Genomic DNA, 18,088 nt, shown 5'->3' on the forward strand with positions numbered 1-18,088 from the left:
TGCTCTTTATGGTTTGAGGTCCTATGTTCATCCTGAGTGAAGCATCTAATTGGGACAGACTTGGCGAGGTATCTTCAATTCAGGAGCCATCTCCGAGCGCGTGCGTGGGCAGTGCCTTTGGCGAGGAAAACCGAACAAGCGCTGAGAGGAAGTTGGGGGTTTGGGGGTTCTGTCTTAAGGCAAAGGTTGGTAGATACCTTCTTTGTGGATGCGGCACCTTCGAACAAGCCCCTGGAGTGCTGTGGACAGGCCGCCAATATGTCAGCTTTGATAGCAGTATCTTTTTGCCTGCCCCTCAGGGCCAGCATTGGCCAGTCATGGGTCATCTATGTGTGAGTGGATATAGCAGTAGGCCCATGCCAGCTGCAATTAGCACAACGAGTGGCTCTGGAAGCTTTTTGCCTAAGATCCATAGACCTGCCAATGTCACGACTGCAATGGCAAGCGTGGGTATATCTGTGAGTGATTGGCGGCCAAGGACTACCACCGCCCCAGCAATAGCACCAGTAGCTGCTGCCGTAACGCCCTTCACAAATGCCGCAATGGCGGGGGTCTTACCATGCTTTTTAAAGTACGGAGCAGGAAGAACGGTCAGCAAGTAGCAGGGCAGAAACATGGCCGCTGCCGCCACACAGGCTCCCGGCAAGTCCGCTACGAGATAGCCGATGAATCCCGCGGTTATCACCACCGGTCCAGGCGTGATCATCGCTACCGCCACGGCATCAACAAACTGGGCTGGCGTGAGCCATGCAAACTGCTTCACCACCCCGCCATACAGAAATGGGATGATTGCCAGCCCACTCCCAAACACAAAAGAGCCGGCAAATGCGAAAAACCAAGCGATCTGCATCAACAGTGCAGGTCCTGAAGCCAACGCTACGGATGTAGTGCTAGCAGGAACGACAGCCAGGACAGGAAGCAACGGCCATATGGCGATGCTGTGTAGCTTCGACCGGCCTTGGGCAAACTTAGGCGGTCTGGCGATTAACCAGGTGATCACACCACCGCCTAGGATGAGTGGAACCAACTCACTCTGGGTTACAACTGTAGCAATTGCATTCACCAAATAAATAGCCCAAAGAACTCGATTATTGCTAATCGTTTTGATTGTGAGCTTGTAGGCGCTAATCGCGATAATGCCAATTACTGCGGCGCCAACCCCGTAGAACACAGACTGCATCCAGCTCAGTCCGCCGTAGAGGGAATAGGCCCATCCCAGAGCCACCACGATCAGGAACGACGGGAGTACGAACGCCAGGCCTATCAGTGCTGATCCAAGCCATCCGTGGTGGACGTAGCCCATGTAGAAGCCAAGTTGGGCTGCAAGGGGCCCAGGGGCAACCTGTGCGAGTGTGAGACCTTCCTGATACTCAGCCTCACTGATCCAGTGACGCTCCTCAACTAGATCGCGATGCATGTAACCCACAAGAGCAATTGGGCCACCAAAGCCAGTAGCGCCAAGCCTCAAGAAATAAAGAGTTAAGTCTGAAAGAGTGTAGCTGGCAGAGGTCGCTGGCTGCACCATTGAAGTTACCAGGAAAATTGCGCTGAGTTTAGACGACTGCATGACGAATATGGTTGATCGTCTGATGCTGGTCGCAATAAAGCTGGATTCTACCAGTTCATCAGCATTGCTGCTAGCTATGGTCCTGCATTCACCATTGTCAAATCTACGAGAACTAGTCGATCATTTGAGTGGGGTCAGAAGCCAGCCGCGCTTAAACTATGTCGTTGATCCACGTGCGTACCGGTGGTCGGGCTGCCGCAGGCAAGTTGGCATTGCTGTGTCAATCTGCTCTCCACTGATCAAACGCGTTAGGGCTTTGAAACTGGAGGATTGTTTGCCTTCTGTTTGAAATTTCTTCATCTGATGCAAAGATGAGTTTGTTGGCTACACTGTTGCATGAAACACCTCCCACTTAATGAGGAGGTCTTGGTCAGTTCCCGACAGCCCCACACGCAAACCAACGAACGAGAGAGCATGGATCGCACAATCCCACCTGATGGACTTAGCCTAGATGCTCCTGGGCAGCGAATCATTGACGTGCGCAGGCCTGCAGATCTTGATCTATCAGTGGAGAGGCTGAGCGGGTCTGTCTGGCTGGATCCAAGTGAAGTTGATAGTTGGTGTCAGTCTCTGAGCGACGGAATAGATGTCATTGTTTACTGTGTGCGTGGCGGATCTGTCAGTAACTCGGTTGTTGATGCACTGCATGCAAAGGGAGTGAGAGCACGCTATATCGAAGGCGGTATAGAAGGCTGGAAGGCCATAGGCGGTAGCGTAGTCCCCAAATAGTCAATTACATGAATTGTTGTTTGTTGTGCAGGTGGCAAGTTGCTAATGAAAGCCGATTCAAATTAGTGGTTCGGATTGTTCAGGCGGTTACACGGCAGATTTCCCGTCCTTGCTTTATTGTGAATGTTCATTGGGCCATGTCTTCATGCTGACCTTTCGAACCCTGGAGTACCCGCAAAGCCTCGGGGTCAAGAATACAGCTTTGACTTGAAGCTTCCTTGCTGAGATCGATCATCTCACCAATCTCCCTGAATAGGCTGGGCAGTGGTGGCTTGTAGGTTCTGTTCTTAGGGAAAGGTTTGTAGATGCCTCCTATGTGGTTGCGAAATCTTTGACAAAGCCCCTGGAGTGGGATGGCCAGCAACATGTCGGCTATGACAGCAGGAATGTCTTGTCTGACACTCAGTGGCAGGGTTAGCTCCGGTGATACCGCACCTTCTGCCCCTCCCGCTCGCTCTGGAACCGCTGCAGCCGGTGGGTCAGTGCCCGTAGCCGTTTCATGTCGCGCGAGTTCACCGGATCGAACAGATCCCCCCGCGCGGCTTCGATGAACACCAACACGTCCTTGGGGGTGCAGGCGCCGCTTTTCCAGCCATGGAATTCCCGGTGCAGGTCGGGCACCAGCACCAGGATGTTCTCCGGCAGGTCGGCCAGGTCAGGTCGGCTGCGGCGGTCGAACAGATGGTGCCCGTCCAGGTCGATCTTCTTGTGCACCGCCGCCTTCTTGCCAATGATCTCGCAGCGATGGCCGGCGGCCGACTTGGCGCGCTTGATTGCCCGGTCCACCCCTTCGGTGAGGTAGAGGATCTCGGAGTTGAAGCAGGTCTCCACCACATCGCCCACGTCTGCTGGTTCACTCAGGCGGTGCGGCGCAGGTCGTCGATCACCGGGATCAAAGCCAGCGCCACCACCACCAGAGCCAGGGGAACCGTGGCGGCGAAGCCGATGGAGCGAAAGCCGACCGCGCCCACCACGCCCCCGCTGAAGAAGCCGGAGAAGAGCAGCAGCAGCACCTGCAGGCGCTCACGGTCTACCTCCACAGGTGGCTGAGCTGGGTGTTTCGGCCGATTCACCAGCAGCAGCTTGCCCACTTCGATGCCGATATCCGTCACCAGCCCGGTGACATGGGTGGTGCGGATCTCTGCATGCGAGATCTTGGTGATCACCGCATTCTGCAAGCCCATGATGAAGCAGAGCAACACCACCGTGAGTGGCATGAACAGCTCATGCATCTCCTTCAGGCGAGCGCCAATCGTGCCGAACAGCAGCAGCAACAGCGCCTCCAGCAGCAGCGGCAGTGCATAGGCGCTGCTCAGATTGTGCTGCCGCGCCGTGTTCACCAGGATGGCCGTTGTTGCGGCACCGATGAGGAATGCAGCCAGGGCGACGCCGCCGGTGCTCAATACAAACCAGTCTCCACCGATGGCCGCCTCCGCCATCGACGACACGATCCCTGTCATATGGGACGTGTATTGCTGCACTGCGAGAAACCCACCGGCATTGGTGGCGCCGGCCACGAACGCCAGGCCGATGCCCAGGTGGGTATTGCTGCGCCTTGTGCGAACCGTGGCCGTGAGCCCGCGCGCATAGTTGACTGGCATGCCTCACAGATTCGTGTGGCCTGGGCTCCCTGGCTGAACGGAGCGGCGAGGGTCAGTTGATCGCCTTGTTCACCATCTTGTTGTCGTTGGCAACGAGTTCTTTGGTGTTGCGGTCCACGGTCTGGCCAGCAGCCTTGGCTTTCGCCTCACTTTGCTTGCCCTTCTGGTCACCGTCTCCAGTGATGGAGCCGATCGTGTCCTGGAGCTTGTCGCCGGGCTGCTGAGAGACGGTCTCCACCTGGCTCGTTGCTGCACCGCGCTCACCTGAGACCGGTGAGGATGACGACGCGAGGGCCATAGCGGGTGACTGGAACAGCAGGGTTGTCATTAGAATCACAGCCGAAATCAATGAGGCGATGAATCTTTTCATGTCTGTTCTCGTATGTGTTTTGTGCGTTGGCACCACCCACCTCTAGCCACAATCACAGCTGCGCACCATCGGCATCGCCGCACCTGGTTTTATTCGTTGCAGCCGTAATCAGCAGAGCGCAGCAGAATGAACACATCCGTGCTTCACCCACAACGCCATGCCCTCGATGCCTTCGGATTCAGCCGGCCCGCAGGGCCTGCGCCGCCGTGATCTGCTGCTGGGCACCCTGGCGGCTGGCTTCGCGGTAGCGGTGCGGCCGATCGCGGCGTCCACGATCACCACAGCGGCAGAGGGCCTCACCGCCGGCTTCGTGTCGATTCCGGTGCAGTGCCGCTCCATCCCGGCCTACCGGGCCCGGCCAGCGGCAGGCACGAATCTGCCGGTGGTGCTCGTTGTGCAGGAGATCTTCGGGGTGCACGCCTATATCCAGGATGTGTGCCGGCGCCTGGCGCGGCTCGGTTATCTGGCCATTGCACCCAGCCTGTTCGAACGCCAGGGGGATGTCACCAAGCTGCCGGATATTGCCGCGATCCTGCCGGTGGTGGCCACCGTGCCGGATGCCCAGGTGATGGCCGACCTCGATGCCAGCGTGGCCTGGGCAGCCAGCAGCGGCGGCGGCAACATCAGCAAGCTCGGCATCACCGGCTTCTGCTGGGGTGGCCGCATCACCTGGCTCTACGCCGCCCACAACCCGAAGCTCGCCGCTGGAGTGGCTTGGTATGGCCGCCTGGAGGGAACCCGCACGCCAGAGCAGCCCTTCTACCCCCTGGATGTGGCGGCCAAGCTCAAGGCGCCGGTGCTGGGTCTGTATGGCGGCAAGGATGACGGCATCCCGCTGGAATCGGTGGAGCGCATGCAAGCCGCCCTCAAGGCTGCAGGCAGCCGCAGCGAAATCATCGTGTTTCCCGACGCTCCCCATGGCTTCCATGCCGATTTCCGCCCCACCTACCGAGCGGAAGACGCAGCGGATGGCTGGAAGCGGCTGCTGAGCTGGTTCAAGGCCAACGGCGTGGCCTGATGGACGGGGTGAAGGGGGAATCTCGAAGGGTTGGTGCGTGGAGGGGATGGGGGTGATTCTCTGCTGCTAAATGCGTGGAGGGATAGCGGGTGAAACCTCTCAGGGTGCAATCTTTATGGTCGCTCCGGTCACACGTTCATGGCTCCCATCTGCTCGCGAGCTTGCTGGGATGCATGCGCGCCTGGGTTCGAACCGTTCACTTCCCGATCTTTCTGTCGAGCCATTGCGTTGCAACAAACACGCCGATGAACATTGGCAGGTAGGCGATCCACATGTTGGGCAGATCCAGCTCCGCGTTGTTGATCACAACAAGCCCGGCATAGCTGATGAGGCCATAGATCAAAGCCCTGCGTACAGGCCCGACAAGCTTATTCACGTGTGCTGCAACAGCTGACCCATCCTATGGCAGCTGTGGTTGCCACGCTGGCAGCGCCAGCCAGGTGCGCCAACGCTCACCAGCCTAGGTAAGTTGATGCTGGCGGCGAACCTCGGTCCATGTTCCGCGATCTGTTGCTGGCGATCGGCATCCCAACGGCTCTGCTGCTTCTGTTCACCGTGCTCCTGCAACGCGGCACGCCGCTTCCCACCTGGCTGCAACGGCTAACCGACCGCTCTGATTGGATCTGGACTGTGGGCGTGGGTCTGTTGATCACGCTCTCGTTCCTGCGCTGGCTGCTGCAACGCTGAGGGCTGCGGAGTTTTCACTCGTTCATGAACCGCTAGCGCATCACCCAAATGGAAGCGCAGCTCACACCCGGTCACACATACGCCCGCTGGGGTCATCCCACAGTGATCGGAGTGAACGATGGTTGAGGGGACCCGCCAGGACCCCCGCGACACCCCTCGGACTGCTGCAGACCGTCATTCGCCGCAGCGAAGCACGGCACCCGCCCGCCCCTGCTGAGCCTGAGCCTTCCCGGCCGCAGGCTTCGCCGGTTCCGCTGCGGCGGACCCTGATTCTTGTGGGAACGGGGATCGCCCTCTGTGTGGCCGCGGTCGGTTGGCTGCTGATGCAGCAGCGTCAGACGCAGGCCAGGCAAGTCGCACTGGCACAGCAGACAGCGCCCGTGGAGCGCAGCGATCTGGTGTTGAAGGTCACGGCCGCTGGCTCGATCCGACCCACCACACCGGTGAACATCAGCCCGAAGCAGCCGGGTCGGGTCACCTTCCTGGCCGTGGATCAGGGCGATCGGGTGAGCGCTGGCCAGATCCTGGCGCGTATGGACAACAGCAACCTTCGCGGCACCTGGCTGCGGGCGAAGGGAGTGGTGGCGGCTGCAGAGGCGAACCTGAACAGGCTGCAAGCCGGCAACAGACCTCAGGAGATTGAGGCGGCCAGACGCAATCTGCAGGCGGCGCTAGCCGATCAGATCGCGATCAGCTCCAGCTATCGCAGCAACCAGCAGCTGTATGGCTCCGGCGCGATTGCGACCGTGACCTTCGACGCCAGCCGCTCAGCGTTTCTTGCCGGTGAGGCACGGGTGGGGGCATTGCGGGCGCAGCTGAACCTGGTGCAGGCCGGCGCCCGCCGTGAAGACATCGCAGCCGCCCAAGCACAGCTGCTGCAGGCACAGGGAGATCTTGTTTCGGTGCAGGCGCAGCTGGAGGACACCGTGATCCGTGCGCCCTTCACCGGGGTGATCACTCAGAAGTATGCAGATGTGGGGGCGTTTGTGACGCCCACCACCTCTGCCAGTGCCACCAGCTCGGCCACCTCTTCATCGATCCTGGCGCTGGCCAGTGAGCTGGAGGCGGTGGCCAATGTGGCGGAGATGGATGTGGGGGAGATCCAACCAGGCCAGCAGGTGGAGCTGCAGGTGGATGCCTTTCCCGGTGAGCTGTTTCGCGGCAGGGTCAGGTTGGTGGCGCCAGAAGCGGTTGTGGAGGCCAACGTCACCAGTTTTCAGGTGCGGATTGCCCTGAGCCCGGAAGCCGCCAGCAAGCTGCGCTCAGGGATGAATCTCACCGCCAATGTGCTGGTGGGCAATCGAGCCAACGCCCTGTTGATCCCTACCCCGTCGATCGTTAGCGAGAGCGGTGGCTCTGGGGTGATGGTGTTGGGGGGCGACAAGCAGCCTGTGTTCCGTCCGGTGACCGTGGGCGCCACGTTGGGCGCCAGAACGGAGGTGCTCAAGGGCCTCAAGGAAGGCGAACGGGTGTATGTGTCGGCCCCGGGTCAACGCCAGCCCAACAGTCGCCCGGTGTCGAGCGTGTCGCCACTGCAGCAGCCACGTGGTCCGGGAAGGTTGCCGCGCTGATGGCATCCACTGGTCGGCAACGGCGGCCCAGCCGGCAGCGCGGCGATCTAGGCGAGAGCCTTGCCATGGCCTGGTCTTCGCTGCTGGCCAATCGGATGCGCTCCGCCCTCACGATGCTGGGGGTGATCATCGGCATCGGTGCCGTGATCAGCATGGTGACGATCGGCCGTGGCGCCCAGCAGCAAACAGAAGCCCAGTTGAAATCACTGGGCTCGAACCTGATCTTTGTACAGAGCGGTGTGGCCACGGGCCGAGGGCCGGTTTCCCCTGGGGCAGGCTCCGCCACCACCTTGATCTGGGACGATGCCAGGGCGATCGCTGAATCGTGTGGGGCCGTTGTCGCTGTTGCCCCCAATCTTTCCCAACGCAGCCAGGTGGTGCTGGCTGAGCGCAACACAAACACCACCATCCTTGGCAGTACGCCTGATTATGTTGTCGTCCGAGATTTTCTGCCACTCACCGGTCGCTTCTTCAACACCGCTGAACTTGATCAATCGGCCAGGGTGGCTGTGCTTGGCCAGACGGTGGTGGACAGCCTTGGCCTGACGGCGGCCTCTGCCCCCAACAGCATGATCCGCATCCGTGGGGAAACCTTTACGGTGATCGGAACGCTGGAATTCAAAGGCAGCACCGGCTTCCGCGATCAGGATGATCAGGTGCTGATCCCTCTCACCACGATGGCCTCGCGCATCGTGGGGGTCAATACCACGGCTGGAGTGTCCGTAGACAGCATTGCCGTATCGGCGCGATCGGCGGAAAGCATGGCGGATGCTGAGTATCAGATCACCAACCTGCTGCGTCTTCGGCACCGGATCGTGCCGCCTCTGGTGGACGACTTCTCCATCCGTAACCAGGCAGACCTGGTGAATGCCTCGAACGCCGTGGCCAATGTGTTCACCGGATTGCTGGGTGGATCAGCAGCCATCTCCCTGCTGGTGGGTGGCATCGGCATCATGAACATCATGCTGGTGTCCGTCACCGAACGCACCAGGGAGATCGGCATTCGCCGCGCCATCGGGGCGCGCTGCAGCGACATCCTGCGTCAATTCCTGATCGAGTCGACCGTGTTGTCGTTGGTGGGTGGAGTGCTGGGTGTTCTGCTGGGTGTGGTGGCCTCACTGGCCATCAATGCGGCGTTTGGCTGGAGCAGTGGCATTGCCCTGGATGCGGTGGGATGGTCGCTGGCCTTCTGCCTGGTGATTGGTGTGTTCTTTGGGGCCTATCCCGCCAACAAGGCGGCCCAGCTGGACCCGATCACAGCCCTGCGGAGCGATTGAGCCATGCTGCAACTTCGAGGTATCTCCAAGGCCTATCAAATGGGTGAGGAGGAGCTGACGATCCTTCACGACATCAACCTCACAGTGCTGCGCGGTGAATACACAGCGATTGTGGGCACCTCCGGTTCAGGCAAGTCGACACTGATGAACATCCTCGGTTGCCTGGAGCAACCGAGCACGGGGGAGTACTACTTCGATGCCCGTGCGATCAGCAAACTGAGCGACAACGACCGTACGGATCTACGCAACCTGCAGATCGGCTTCGTGTTCCAGCAATTCAATCTTCTTCCTCGCCTCAGCGCCCTGCAGAATGTGATGCTGCCAATGGTCTATGCAGGTTATTCACCGCTGGAGCGGCGTGAGCGTGCGGAAACACTGCTGGAGCGCGTGGGGCTGGCTGATCGCCTGGCCAACCGGCCCAATCAACTCTCCGGCGGCCAGCAGCAGCGAGTGGCGATCGCCCGCGCACTGGTGAACCAGCCCCAGGTGCTCCTGGCCGATGAACCAACCGGCGCACTCGATTCACGCACGGGCGGGGAGGTGATCGAGCTGATCTCAGGGCTGCATGCCGGCGGCCTCACGATCGTGCTGGTGACGCACGACGCCTCCGTGGCCCAGAACAGTGAACGCATCATCCAGATTCAGGATGGCCGCATCACTGCAGACCAGGCAACACGCAACGCTGCGTAGAGAGTGGCCAGTGGCCACCAAGCGCACAACCACGTACTGATCTCAGCCAGGGTGACAGCACATCGGTGGAGACGATCTGCATGGACGACAGAACAACGATCTTCAGCACGCCGTTCGGCGTTGAGGCCAACGCCCTCCACTTCTTTGGTGCGCACTGATCCCGCCGCGCTGGACTCTGGAAGTTTTCAGTTGCGCCAGCTCGCCTTGAACGTGAGCTTTGCCGCCATTTGGTGCCAGCCGACGGCTCAGACCCCACCAACTCCACCGCACGCCTCGGCTCACTCTGCAGTTGGCAGCCCCGGCACTTCGTGCGGGAGGGCCATGGGCAAGCGGGGCGCTGACCTTCACGCCAGCTGCGCCTGTCATCCGCCTCACCGCTTGGCCAGAGGCATCACCTGTTGCTCCTTGTACGATCCCTGCTGGTTGCTCCTGACGTGCGCTGTGCAAAGCGGGCACTCCGGCATTCACACACCTCTGACGGTGCTGGAGTCGCAGGCTGTGGCCCTCGACGACCCGGCCGCCCTGCTGGAACGTGTGGCGCAGACCATGCCACTTCTGGGCTTCCTGGAAGGTCCACAGTGCTCAGGCTTCTACCACCGCAGTGGGGTGATGCAGCTGGGAGAGGCAACGGTCTCCTGCAGCCGCCACGCACCGATTGAAATCGGCTTCGGCGACTGTGCCTTCTCCACCTTGATCCTGCCGTTGTCTGGCAATGCTCAGGTGCGCACGGATGGGCAGCGGCTCTCGCTCCAGGGTGGGCCGATGGCGGCTTACCTGCCTGGGGCCGCCTTCACCGCCAGCACCGACACCTTCGAGGAGGTGATGATCTGCCTGGACCGCCGGCGACTGGCTGAGACCGCCTCTGCCCTGGTGGGACAGCTTGGCAACACCAGCAGCTTTGTGCCTCAGTTCCAGAACACGTTGCTGGTGGATGGCAGCGGCATCTCCCCGCAGGCGGATCTCCTCAACCACCTGCACCTGGCCTTGCGCCTGGTGGAGGCCCCATTGCTTCAATCGGTGGGTGGCATCAAGGCGGCGCAGCTGGAAGATCTGGTGTACCGATTGGTTGCCGCCATCCTGTGCCCAGCCGCCGCCCAAGGGACTGAGCAACCTCTCCCCCACGCCAGCGGAGATCGGATCTTTGCAGAACTGCTGGAGTGGATCGAAGCCCATCTGCACACCGCGATCACGCCCACCGAACTCAGCCGGCGTAGTTGCTATTCCGTCCGCAATCTCCAGTATCTGTTTCAAGAGAGATTTGGCTGCAGCCCCATGCAATGGGTGAAGCAGCAGCGGTTGCATGCCGTGCACCGCGAGCTGCTCCACAACCGGTCGGGAGACACGGTGGCCACCATTGCCCGCCGCTATGGCTTCATTCACCTCTCCTCATTTGCAGCCAGCTTCAAACGGACCTTTGGTGTGTCGCCGTCGTCCGTTCTGCGTCATTCCCGTAGCGCCGCCTATCCTCCTGTTGACGCAGGCATGATGATCCCCAAGCCGTAAGGCTTACGAGGCTGGCCCTTGTGGTGTTGATTGCCTCCTCACCTCATGTCTGCTCACCGCATGTCCGCTCACCGCAAGCCAGCACGTTTGGCGTTACTCGTTGACCACCGAAGCCTGCACTTCAATGGAGCCGTCGCCGCATTGCACAAGCCTGCCGCTGGGATTCGGCATTAAGGTTCCCAGCACGAGCTGTGGATCCGCCGGACGGATCTGGCCTGGTTGAAGGTTTCTGCAGATGATCGTGGTGATCATCGGATTCTGATTGGGTGTGAGAAAAGCTGCTCCCACGTAGGCATTGAGCTGTCCCACTGTTGAACCCTGGGCAGGTATCACATAGCTATAGGCTGCTTCCGTGCTGGTGCGCACGGCATAGTCGAAGCTGGCGGGAAGCGTGATGCCGAAATCCTGCTGGATAGAGGAAACGGTGGCCCGGAAGGCTCCGTTCTTCTGGAAGTAAGTCCGCTGCCCTTCCGTCATCCTGGCGGCCGCATTGAGTGCGGCGTTCTGGTCGGGATTGGGCTGTGCTTGCGCCTCTGCTGCTTGTGGGGCTGCTATGCAGCCGATGGCCACGCACGTGATCAACAACAGGCGGTTCATGGTCATGATTGGGATGGCCTTCCTCATATCAGAGCAAAGGCAGGGAGCCACACAGCCCGAGGGATGACTGCGTTTCTGCGGCAGGATTGCCGTTTGGCGTCCATGGTCAGATCGGTGCGGCGCCTCAGGGTGGAATCCATGTGAACAATGTGATCAATCGCACCCAGGTTTGCTCCCTCGCTACGGAACAATGCTCCCTGAGCGCATGGCCACTGAAGCGAACCTCTCGTTGTCCTATCTCCGTGCCGATGCCTCGTTCTCGGCGGGTTTCCTGGTCGTGGTTGTGCTGGTGCTCAGCCTGGCCCTGCTCCTGTTGCGGGCTTTGCCCGCCCAGGCCGCCATCAGCTGCCCGGCCGGGATGCAGCCCATCGCCGGCGGCCGCTTCCTGATCGGGGCCGCCGGGCTCCTGCCAGAGGAATCCGAGGCCGCGGTGCAGGTCCGCCCCTTCTGCCTGGGCCGCACTGAAGTGAGCAACCAGGACTTCGCCGCCTTTGTGGCCGCCACCGGCTACCGCACGCAGGCCGAACGTCCGCTGCCCGCGGAGCAGTTCCCGGCTCTATCTGTAGCGGAGCGCGCTCCTGGTTCGGTGGTGTTCAAGTCGCCATCCATGCACGCCCAGGTTCAGGAGTTGAGTGGCTGGGAGTGGGTTCCGGGCGCCGACTGGCGCCATCCCCAGGGCCCGGGCAGTTCCATCGATACCCTTGGCGATCACCCCGTCGTGCAGGTGTCGGTGGCAGATGCGGAGGCTTATGCCGCCTGGGCTGGTGCGGCGCTTCCATCGGAAGCTCAGTGGGAGTTCGCTGCTCGCGGCGGCCTCAAGGATCGTGTCTTCAGCTGGGGGAACACCTGGCGTCCTGGCCAGGCCAACACCTGGCAGGGGGAGTTTCCCCTCTCCAATTCCGGCGAGGATGGCTATCTGGGCACTGCTCCGGTGGCCAGCTTCCCCGCGAATGGCTACGGCCTGTACGACATGATCGGCAACGTCTGGGAATGGACCAGCGACTGGTACCAACCAGACCATGCCGCCGTCGACGGCGGCCTCGACCCCCGTGTGGTCGATGAAGCCGCCAGCCTCGATCCGCGCGAGCCTGGTGTGGCCAAGCATGTGATCAAGGGCGGCTCGTTCCTCTGCGCCCCCAACTTCTGCAGCCGTTTCCGCCCGGCGGCCAGGGAGGCCGAAAGCCCTGACACCGGCACCTCCCATATCGGCTTCCGTCTTGTTTCCCCGCCGCTTCCCGTCTCCCATGGATAAGGGCCTGTTCGCTGTGCTGCTGCAGAAGTTCCGTCGCCTGGGCCGCTTCCTCAGAGCGGATGGCCTGGCCGGTGCGGCGCGCCGGCTGTTTCTGGTGGCAGCGGCTCTGTTGCTGGCCGGCTGGCAACTGGGTGGCGTGCCCGCCCTGGCCCAGCGCATCACCGGCACGCCGGGGGCCCCCAATGCCACCACCACGATTCCCGGCAACCAGCTGCCGGCCCCGGCGCCCCCCTTCGGCGGGGTGATCAAGGACGGGGCGCTGCAGTCGAAGCCCTGGTGGGCGCCACGGATCACGCCGCCCCAGAGCGCGCCGAACGTGCTGCTGATCATCACCGACGACGCCGGATTCGGCGTGCCCAGCACCTTCGGCGGGGTGATCCCCACGCCGGCGATGGACCGCATCGCCAAGGCGGGCCTGCGCTACAACCGGATGTTCTCCACGGCGCTGTGCTCCCCCACCCGCGCCGCGCTGATCACTGGCCGCAACCACCACTCGGCAGGGTTTGGGGTGATCTCGGAGCAGTCCACCGGCTTCCCCGGCTACAACAGCATCATCGAGCGCGATAAGGCCACGATCGGCCGTCTGCTCAAGGACAACGGCTATGCCACCGCCTGGTTCGGCAAGGACCACAACGTGCCCGCCTTCCAGGCCAGCCAGAGCGGGCCGTTTGATCAATGGCCCACGGGAATGGGCTTCGAATACTTCTACGGCTTCGTGGGTGGGGACGCCAACCAGTGGCAGCCCAACCTGTTCCGCAACACCACCCAGATCTATCCCTTCGAGGGCACGGAGCCCGGAAGCTGGAACCTGGTGACAGAGATGGCCGATGACGCCATCGACTACATGGCGCGGATGCACCAGATCAATCCCAGCAAGCCGCTGTTCATCAAGTACGCCCCAGGGGCCACCCATGCACCCCACCACCCCACCAAGGAGTGGGTGGACCGGATCCATGCCCAGCATTTGTTTGATGACGGCTACGAGAAGCTGAGGGAGCGCATCTTCGCCAACCAGAAGAAACTCGGCGTGATCCCCAAGGACGCCAAGCTCGACCCCTGGCCGGCCGATGTGATCACCCCCTGGGACCAGCTGAGCCCGGACGCTCAGAAACTGTTCATCCGCCAGGTGGAGGTGTTCGCCGCCTACGCCGCCTACAGCGACTATGAAATCGGCCGCGTGATCCAGCAGTTCGACGATCTCGGCAAGCTCGACAACACGCTGATCATCTACATCAACGGCGATAACGGCACCAGCGCCGAAGGCGGGCCGCTCGGCACCCCCAACGAGGTGGCCTTCTTCAACGGCCTCAACAAGCTGCCCGTTGAGGTGCAGATGAAGTTCTACGACGTGTGGGGCACCGATCTCACCTACAACCACATGTCGGCGGGCTGGAGCTGGGCGTTTGACACCCCGTTCAGCTGGTTCAAGCAGAACGCTTCCCGTCTCGGTGGGGTGAACCAGAACATGGTGGTGTCGTGGCCGGCGCGCATCAAGGACAAAGGGGCCCTGCGCGAGCAGTTCGTGCATGTGATCGACGTGGTGCCCACGATCCTGGAGGCGGCGGGGTTACGGGCGCCCGAGGTGGTGGATGGCATCCCCCAGAAGCCGATCGAGGGTACGAGCTTCGTTTACACCTTCGACGCGAAGAATGCCAAGGCGCCCTCAAGACACGAGCGGCAATACTTCGAGATGTTTGGCCAGTGGGCGCTTTATGACAAGGGCTGGCTGCTGAGCACCAAGGTGAACCGCGCTCCCTGGGACGCCTTCGGCCCGGCCAATCCGGATCCGCTCAACAACCAGACGCTGGAGCTCTACAACCTCAACAACGATTTCAGCCAGACCACCGATCTGGCGGCCCAGAACCCCGGCAAGCTGAAGGAGATGAAAGAGGCCTTCATCGCCGAGGCCAACAAGTACCAGGTGTTCCCGCTCGATGCTTCGGTGGCGGGGCGCATCGTGGCGCCACGGCCGAACATCACCGCTGGGCGCAACGAATTCGTCTACACCCATCCGATGGTGGGGCTGCCCCAGGGGGATTCGCCTGTGCTGCTCAACACCTCCTACACCGTCAGCGCCGACATCGAGGTGCCGGCCGGCGGCGCCGAGGGCATGCTGCTCACCTCCGGCGGCCGCTTCGGCGGCTACGGCTTCTACCTCAAGAACGGCAAGCCGGTGTGGGTGTGGAACATGGTGGATCTGGAGCGGCTGAAGTGGGAGGGCACCGAGCCCCTCTCCCCCGGCAAGCACAAGGTTGAATTCGATTTCGTCTACGACGGCAAGGGCGCCGGCACGCTGGCCTTCAACGACTTCAGCGGCGTCGGTCGCCCTGGTACCGGCACCCTCAAGGTGGACGGCAAGGTGGTGGCCACCAGAACCATGCCCAAAACCCTGCCGATGATCCTGCAGTGGGATGAAAGCTTTGACGTGGGCTCCGACACCCTCACCGGCGTCAACGATGCCGACTACCAGCCGCCGTTCCGCTTCACCGGCACCCTCGACAAGCTCACCATCAAGCTGGATCGACCCAAGCTGTCGCCGGAGGAGATCAAAAGCCTGGAGGCGGCGATGCGCGCCAAGGCCGTGAGTGAGTGAGCGTCACCGCCGATCTCACGGGCGAGAGCACGCGCCATGGCATGGCTCTCTCAGCACGGAAAGGCTCTCGCCTCACGGAATGGCTCTTGTGTGAGCCGCAGCCATCCGCTTGGCCTGGCTGAATGGTCAGGTCGGCGGGAAACAAGCGGTGACGTTCGAACGCCTGGAGAAGCTGTTCACATCGCCGTTGCTGCCGCTGGGGCGCCAGAGCTTCTCCCTGCTCTGGATTCTGCAGGTGCTGCTGTTGCTGCTGGCCGTGAGCCTGGCGGCGCGGGAGCTGAAGCGGCTCCTGGCCGGTCGCGTGCTGCTCTGGTTTTCCCTGCCGGAGGGGCGTCGCGAGGCGGTGGCCACGCTGGTTTCTCTGGGGCTGGCCGCTCTGGGGTATGTGGTGGTGGCCCAGGGGATGGGGCTCGACATCGGCGCCCTCGCCGTGGTGTTCGGCGCTCTGGGGGTGGGGATCGGCTTCGGCCTGCAGGAGCTCACCCGCAACCTCACCAGTGGCCTCACCCTGCTGATGGAGGGGAAGCTGAAGGTGGGCGACCAGATTGAATTCGGCGACACCACCGGCTTCATCCGCGAGATCTCGATCCGCTCCACCGTGATCCGCACCTTCCAGGGCGCCGAGATCGTGGTGCCCAATTCGTCCATCACCAACGCGCCGGTGAAGAACCTCAGTTACCAGAGCCCCGACGGGCGGGTGGATGTGGCGGTCACCGTGGCCCATGGCAGCGACCCGCTGGCCGTGACCGAGGTGCTGCTGGATGCCGCCCTCGCCGAGCCCACGGTGTTGACCGATCCGCCGCCGAAGGTGCTGCTGCACGGCCTCCAGGGCCAGGGGATGGCGTTCGAGCTCTGGGCCTGGACCTCGGCGATCCAAGCCGGCCTCAGCCTGCGCAGTTCGCTCAACTACGCGATCGAGCAGGGGCTGCGCGAACGGCACATCGAACTGGCCGGAGCCCGTCAGCAGGTCCAGCTGCTGTCCTCCAGGCGCGCGGTGGAAGAGGACGGAGCAGGCCCGGACTGGAGCCCCTTGCGGGCGTCCCTGCCCGACCATCCCTGCTTCAGCAGCATGGATGATCGACGCCTGCGGGAACTCGTGGGCAGCGGCGCCCGCCGCTCGCTGCCCGCCGGCACGGTGCTGGTCCACCAGGGTGACGAGGGCCGCTCCTTCCACCTGGTGCTGAGTGGCGCGGTGGATGCGATCCATGAAACGGACCGGGTGAGCCGCAAGCTGTTCACCTTCACCGCAGGGGAGTTCTTCGGTGAACTGCCGCTGCTGCTCCAGGTGCCCTATCCCACGTCGATGGTGACGTCCCAGGACACGATGCTGTTCGTGGTTCCCAGCGGCAGCTTCCGCGCCCTGCTGGCCTCCAGGCCCGACTTCGCCGACACGGTCGCCCAGGAGGTGGCCCGTCGCAGCGACGTGCTGCGCAGCTATCAAGACTGCCTGCGCCAGCGCGGCCTGCTCGACGACGCTGATGTCCACCAACCCCTGCAGTGGTTCCGTGAGCGCCTACGCCGCGTGCTCGCTGTTCGCGGCCCGATCGCCACGGCTGAGACGCAGACAGTGGCCACCCGGCCAAGCCCTTGACGGGCATCTGGCCACAGACCCGAAAGGCGCAGCAATGATCGCCTTGCCCACCGGGCACGTGACCAACAGCCTCCGGTTTCAGCAGGTCGGCCTGGCCCTCAAAGGCGTGATGCGGCGTGATGCCAGGCCGACGCACTGATCCTGGGTCAGCCCCTTCCGGCCTTGTCCTTGATGTCTTCGACAGTATTGCGAACCTTGGCTTCGGCCTGTTTCGCCTTGCCGGCCAGACGATCACCCTTGTTGCCAGTGACGTTGCCGATGGATTCCTGGGTCTTGCCCTCGAATTCCTTGGCACCCGCTTTGATGCGGCCGGTGGTGGCGGCCAGCGGCAAGGCGGAGGTGCTGCTGACGAAGACATCTGAGGCATGGGCGGGAGCGCTCATGGCAGGCGTGGCGATCAACACCAAAAGGCTGAAGGCCAGCCCAAGGCAGGCGGCAACCAGTTGGCGCAGTGAACGAGTTTGGTGATTCATGGTGACGATGACGATGGGAAAAGGAGGTGATGCGATCAGTTGGATGTGATCTGAACAGCGTCGTTCTCGCGGGTATTCACAGCACGTTGCGCCGGCCGGTGAAGAAGGAGAGCAGGGCAAGCACGAGGAATACAAGGAACAGGATCTGGGCGATGCCTGCAGCTGATCCGGCGATACCACCGAAGCCGAGAACGGCGGCGATGATTGCAATGACTAGGAAAGTGATGGCATAATTCAGCATGATGCGGCCTTCAGGGCGTGTTTACCAGTTGGGCAAGTTCTTCCTGGGTCTTGCCAAGTTTCTTCTGGAGATGACCAAGCAACTCCTCTTCTTGGCCCTCGGCGTAATCCACGTCGTCATCAGTGAGTTCGGCAAACTTCTGCCGGAGCTTTCCCTTGAGCTCATGCCATTCACCTTTGAACTGGAGCTTGTTCATGAGCAGGTCCGCGAGGGCTGGGGTTGGAGGAGCGATGCAAATGACCATGGAGCGGGCGGATTGCTGCCGGAGCAAATCGTTTGGCTTGTCATGTCAATGCATCTCTCCCTTCACTATGGGAAACATGCAGGT

General features: G+C 61.9%; 19 protein-coding genes. 10 read left to right on the forward strand and 9 right to left on the reverse strand.

Annotation, left to right across the window (positions count from 1 at the left end; all coding sequences use genetic code 11):
- Window positions 1–322: 322 nt before the first annotated feature.
- On the reverse strand, window positions 323–1,525 hold the full coding sequence (locus ACXMDP_RS07090) for a chromate transporter (protein ID WP_457767162.1): 1,203 nt from the start codon (window positions 1,523–1,525) through the stop codon (window positions 323–325).
- 456 nt (window positions 1,526–1,981) lie between these two features.
- On the opposite strand from ACXMDP_RS07090, the gene ACXMDP_RS07095 reads away from it, so the two are divergent.
- The gene (locus ACXMDP_RS07095) at window positions 1,982–2,296 is read left to right on the forward strand and encodes a rhodanese-like domain-containing protein (protein ID WP_457767163.1); all 315 of its coding nucleotides are present in this window, start codon (window positions 1,982–1,984) and stop codon (window positions 2,294–2,296) included.
- A 414-nt stretch (window positions 2,297–2,710) separates the two neighbouring features.
- Here ACXMDP_RS07095 and ACXMDP_RS07100 read toward each other — a convergent pair whose 3' ends face one another.
- The 3 genes from ACXMDP_RS07100 to ACXMDP_RS07110 are packed head-to-tail and all read right to left on the reverse strand — an operon-like array spanning window position 2,711 to window position 4,225.
- A complete protein-coding gene (locus ACXMDP_RS07100; RefSeq protein ID WP_457767164.1) occupies window positions 2,711–3,139 on the reverse strand; it encodes a hypothetical protein in 429 nt (142 codons plus the stop codon).
- 14 nt (window positions 3,140–3,153) lie between these two features.
- A complete protein-coding gene (locus ACXMDP_RS07105; protein ID WP_457767165.1) occupies window positions 3,154–3,897 on the reverse strand; it encodes a YoaK family protein in 744 nt (247 codons plus the stop codon).
- A gap of 52 nt (window positions 3,898–3,949) precedes the next feature.
- Window positions 3,950–4,225: a hypothetical protein gene (locus tag ACXMDP_RS07110; RefSeq protein ID WP_457767166.1), complete on the reverse strand. Its 276-nt coding sequence runs from the start codon at window positions 4,223–4,225 to the stop codon at window positions 3,950–3,952.
- A 208-nt stretch (window positions 4,226–4,433) separates the two neighbouring features.
- Here ACXMDP_RS07110 and ACXMDP_RS07115 point away from each other — a divergent pair, with 208 nt between their 5' ends.
- Window positions 4,434–5,285 carry a dienelactone hydrolase family protein gene (locus ACXMDP_RS07115; RefSeq protein ID WP_457767167.1) on the forward strand — a complete coding sequence of 284 codons (852 nt, stop codon included), beginning with the start codon at window positions 4,434–4,436 and terminating at the stop codon, window positions 5,283–5,285.
- Between the two features lie 196 nt (window positions 5,286–5,481).
- Here ACXMDP_RS07115 and ACXMDP_RS07120 read toward each other — a convergent pair whose 3' ends face one another.
- Window positions 5,482–5,661 (reverse strand): hypothetical protein, encoded by a 180-nt coding sequence (locus tag ACXMDP_RS07120; protein WP_457767168.1) that lies wholly within the window; start codon window positions 5,659–5,661, stop codon window positions 5,482–5,484.
- 119 nt (window positions 5,662–5,780) lie between these two features.
- On the opposite strand from ACXMDP_RS07120, the gene ACXMDP_RS07125 reads away from it, so the two are divergent.
- The 5 genes from ACXMDP_RS07125 (at window position 5,781) to ACXMDP_RS07145 (ending at window position 11,013) form a co-directional block, all read left to right on the forward strand.
- Complete coding sequence (locus ACXMDP_RS07125) at window positions 5,781–5,972, forward strand: hypothetical protein (RefSeq protein WP_255099624.1); 192 nt, start codon at window positions 5,781–5,783, stop codon at window positions 5,970–5,972.
- 323 nt (window positions 5,973–6,295) lie between these two features.
- A complete protein-coding gene (locus ACXMDP_RS07130) occupies window positions 6,296–7,543 on the forward strand; it encodes an efflux RND transporter periplasmic adaptor subunit (RefSeq protein ID WP_457767169.1) in 1,248 nt (415 codons plus the stop codon).
- Window positions 7,544–7,608: 65 nt separating this feature from the next.
- Window positions 7,609–8,820, forward strand: a complete 1,212-nt coding sequence (locus tag ACXMDP_RS07135; RefSeq protein ID WP_457767170.1) for an ABC transporter permease — start codon at window positions 7,609–7,611, stop codon at window positions 8,818–8,820.
- 3 nt (window positions 8,821–8,823) lie between these two features.
- The gene (locus ACXMDP_RS07140; RefSeq protein ID WP_457767171.1) at window positions 8,824–9,510 is read left to right on the forward strand and encodes an ABC transporter ATP-binding protein; all 687 of its coding nucleotides are present in this window, start codon (window positions 8,824–8,826) and stop codon (window positions 9,508–9,510) included.
- Window positions 9,511–9,990: 480 nt separating this feature from the next.
- Window positions 9,991–11,013 carry a helix-turn-helix domain-containing protein gene (locus ACXMDP_RS07145; protein ID WP_457767172.1) on the forward strand — a complete coding sequence of 341 codons (1,023 nt, stop codon included), beginning with the start codon at window positions 9,991–9,993 and terminating at the stop codon, window positions 11,011–11,013.
- 93 nt (window positions 11,014–11,106) lie between these two features.
- Here the strand turns inward: ACXMDP_RS07145 and ACXMDP_RS07150 are convergent, their stop codons facing one another.
- On the reverse strand, window positions 11,107–11,616 hold the full coding sequence (locus tag ACXMDP_RS07150; RefSeq protein ID WP_457767173.1) for a type IV pilin-like G/H family protein: 510 nt from the start codon (window positions 11,614–11,616) through the stop codon (window positions 11,107–11,109).
- 199 nt (window positions 11,617–11,815) lie between these two features.
- Here ACXMDP_RS07150 and ACXMDP_RS07155 point away from each other — a divergent pair, with 199 nt between their 5' ends.
- From ACXMDP_RS07155 to ACXMDP_RS07165, 3 genes are all read left to right on the forward strand, one after another.
- On the forward strand, window positions 11,816–12,862 hold the full coding sequence (locus tag ACXMDP_RS07155) for a formylglycine-generating enzyme family protein (RefSeq protein WP_457767174.1): 1,047 nt from the start codon (window positions 11,816–11,818) through the stop codon (window positions 12,860–12,862).
- Complete coding sequence (locus ACXMDP_RS07160) at window positions 12,855–15,455, forward strand: arylsulfatase (protein WP_457767175.1); 2,601 nt, start codon at window positions 12,855–12,857, stop codon at window positions 15,453–15,455. The genes ACXMDP_RS07155 and ACXMDP_RS07160 overlap by 8 nt, the downstream gene beginning before the upstream one ends.
- 148 nt (window positions 15,456–15,603) lie before the next feature.
- Window positions 15,604–17,046: a mechanosensitive ion channel domain-containing protein gene (locus ACXMDP_RS07165; RefSeq protein WP_457767176.1), complete on the forward strand. Its 1,443-nt coding sequence runs from the start codon at window positions 15,604–15,606 to the stop codon at window positions 17,044–17,046.
- Between the two features lie 146 nt (window positions 17,047–17,192).
- On the opposite strand, the gene ACXMDP_RS07170 is transcribed toward ACXMDP_RS07165, so the two are convergent.
- From ACXMDP_RS07170 to ACXMDP_RS07180, 3 genes are all read right to left on the reverse strand, one after another.
- Window positions 17,193–17,429: a CsbD family protein gene (locus tag ACXMDP_RS07170; RefSeq protein WP_457767177.1), complete on the reverse strand. Its 237-nt coding sequence runs from the start codon at window positions 17,427–17,429 to the stop codon at window positions 17,193–17,195.
- Window positions 17,430–17,595: 166 nt separating this feature from the next.
- Window positions 17,596–17,760 (reverse strand): DUF1328 domain-containing protein, encoded by a 165-nt coding sequence (locus ACXMDP_RS07175; RefSeq protein WP_094510965.1) that lies wholly within the window; start codon window positions 17,758–17,760, stop codon window positions 17,596–17,598.
- Between the two features lie 10 nt (window positions 17,761–17,770).
- Window positions 17,771–17,956 (reverse strand): CsbD family protein, encoded by a 186-nt coding sequence (locus tag ACXMDP_RS07180; protein WP_094510964.1) that lies wholly within the window; start codon window positions 17,954–17,956, stop codon window positions 17,771–17,773.
- Window positions 17,957–18,088 lie beyond the last annotated feature (132 nt).

Source organism: Cyanobium sp. ULC065 (assembly GCF_977927515.1).

What these genes read in the sequence shown, in the direction of transcription:
- ACXMDP_RS07135 (WP_457767170.1), top strand. Translation starts at nt 7,609, where the DNA reads ATGGCCTGGTCTTCGCTGCTGGCCAATCGGATGCGCTCCGCCCTCACG.
- ACXMDP_RS07170 (WP_457767177.1), bottom strand. Translation starts at nt 17,429, where the DNA reads ATGAGCGCTCCCGCCCATGCCTCAGATGTCTTCGTCAGCAGCACCTCC.
- ACXMDP_RS07140 (WP_457767171.1), top strand. Translation starts at nt 8,824, where the DNA reads ATGCTGCAACTTCGAGGTATCTCCAAGGCCTATCAAATGGGTGAGGAG.
- ACXMDP_RS07115 (WP_457767167.1), top strand. Translation starts at nt 4,434, where the DNA reads ATGCCTTCGGATTCAGCCGGCCCGCAGGGCCTGCGCCGCCGTGATCTG.
- ACXMDP_RS07160 (WP_457767175.1), top strand. Translation starts at nt 12,855, where the DNA reads ATGGATAAGGGCCTGTTCGCTGTGCTGCTGCAGAAGTTCCGTCGCCTG.
- ACXMDP_RS07125 (WP_255099624.1), top strand. Translation starts at nt 5,781, where the DNA reads ATGTTCCGCGATCTGTTGCTGGCGATCGGCATCCCAACGGCTCTGCTG.
- ACXMDP_RS07180 (WP_094510964.1), bottom strand. Translation starts at nt 17,956, where the DNA reads ATGAACAAGCTCCAGTTCAAAGGTGAATGGCATGAGCTCAAGGGAAAG.
- ACXMDP_RS07105 (WP_457767165.1), bottom strand. Translation starts at nt 3,897, where the DNA reads ATGCCAGTCAACTATGCGCGCGGGCTCACGGCCACGGTTCGCACAAGG.
- ACXMDP_RS07090 (WP_457767162.1), bottom strand. Translation starts at nt 1,525, where the DNA reads ATGGTGCAGCCAGCGACCTCTGCCAGCTACACTCTTTCAGACTTAACT.
- ACXMDP_RS07130 (WP_457767169.1), top strand. Translation starts at nt 6,296, where the DNA reads ATGCAGCAGCGTCAGACGCAGGCCAGGCAAGTCGCACTGGCACAGCAG.
- ACXMDP_RS07155 (WP_457767174.1), top strand. Translation starts at nt 11,816, where the DNA reads ATGGCCACTGAAGCGAACCTCTCGTTGTCCTATCTCCGTGCCGATGCC.
- ACXMDP_RS07095 (WP_457767163.1), top strand. Translation starts at nt 1,982, where the DNA reads ATGGATCGCACAATCCCACCTGATGGACTTAGCCTAGATGCTCCTGGG.
- ACXMDP_RS07150 (WP_457767173.1), bottom strand. Translation starts at nt 11,616, where the DNA reads ATGACCATGAACCGCCTGTTGTTGATCACGTGCGTGGCCATCGGCTGC.
- ACXMDP_RS07110 (WP_457767166.1), bottom strand. Translation starts at nt 4,225, where the DNA reads ATGACAACCCTGCTGTTCCAGTCACCCGCTATGGCCCTCGCGTCGTCA.
- ACXMDP_RS07175 (WP_094510965.1), bottom strand. Translation starts at nt 17,760, where the DNA reads ATGCTGAATTATGCCATCACTTTCCTAGTCATTGCAATCATCGCCGCC.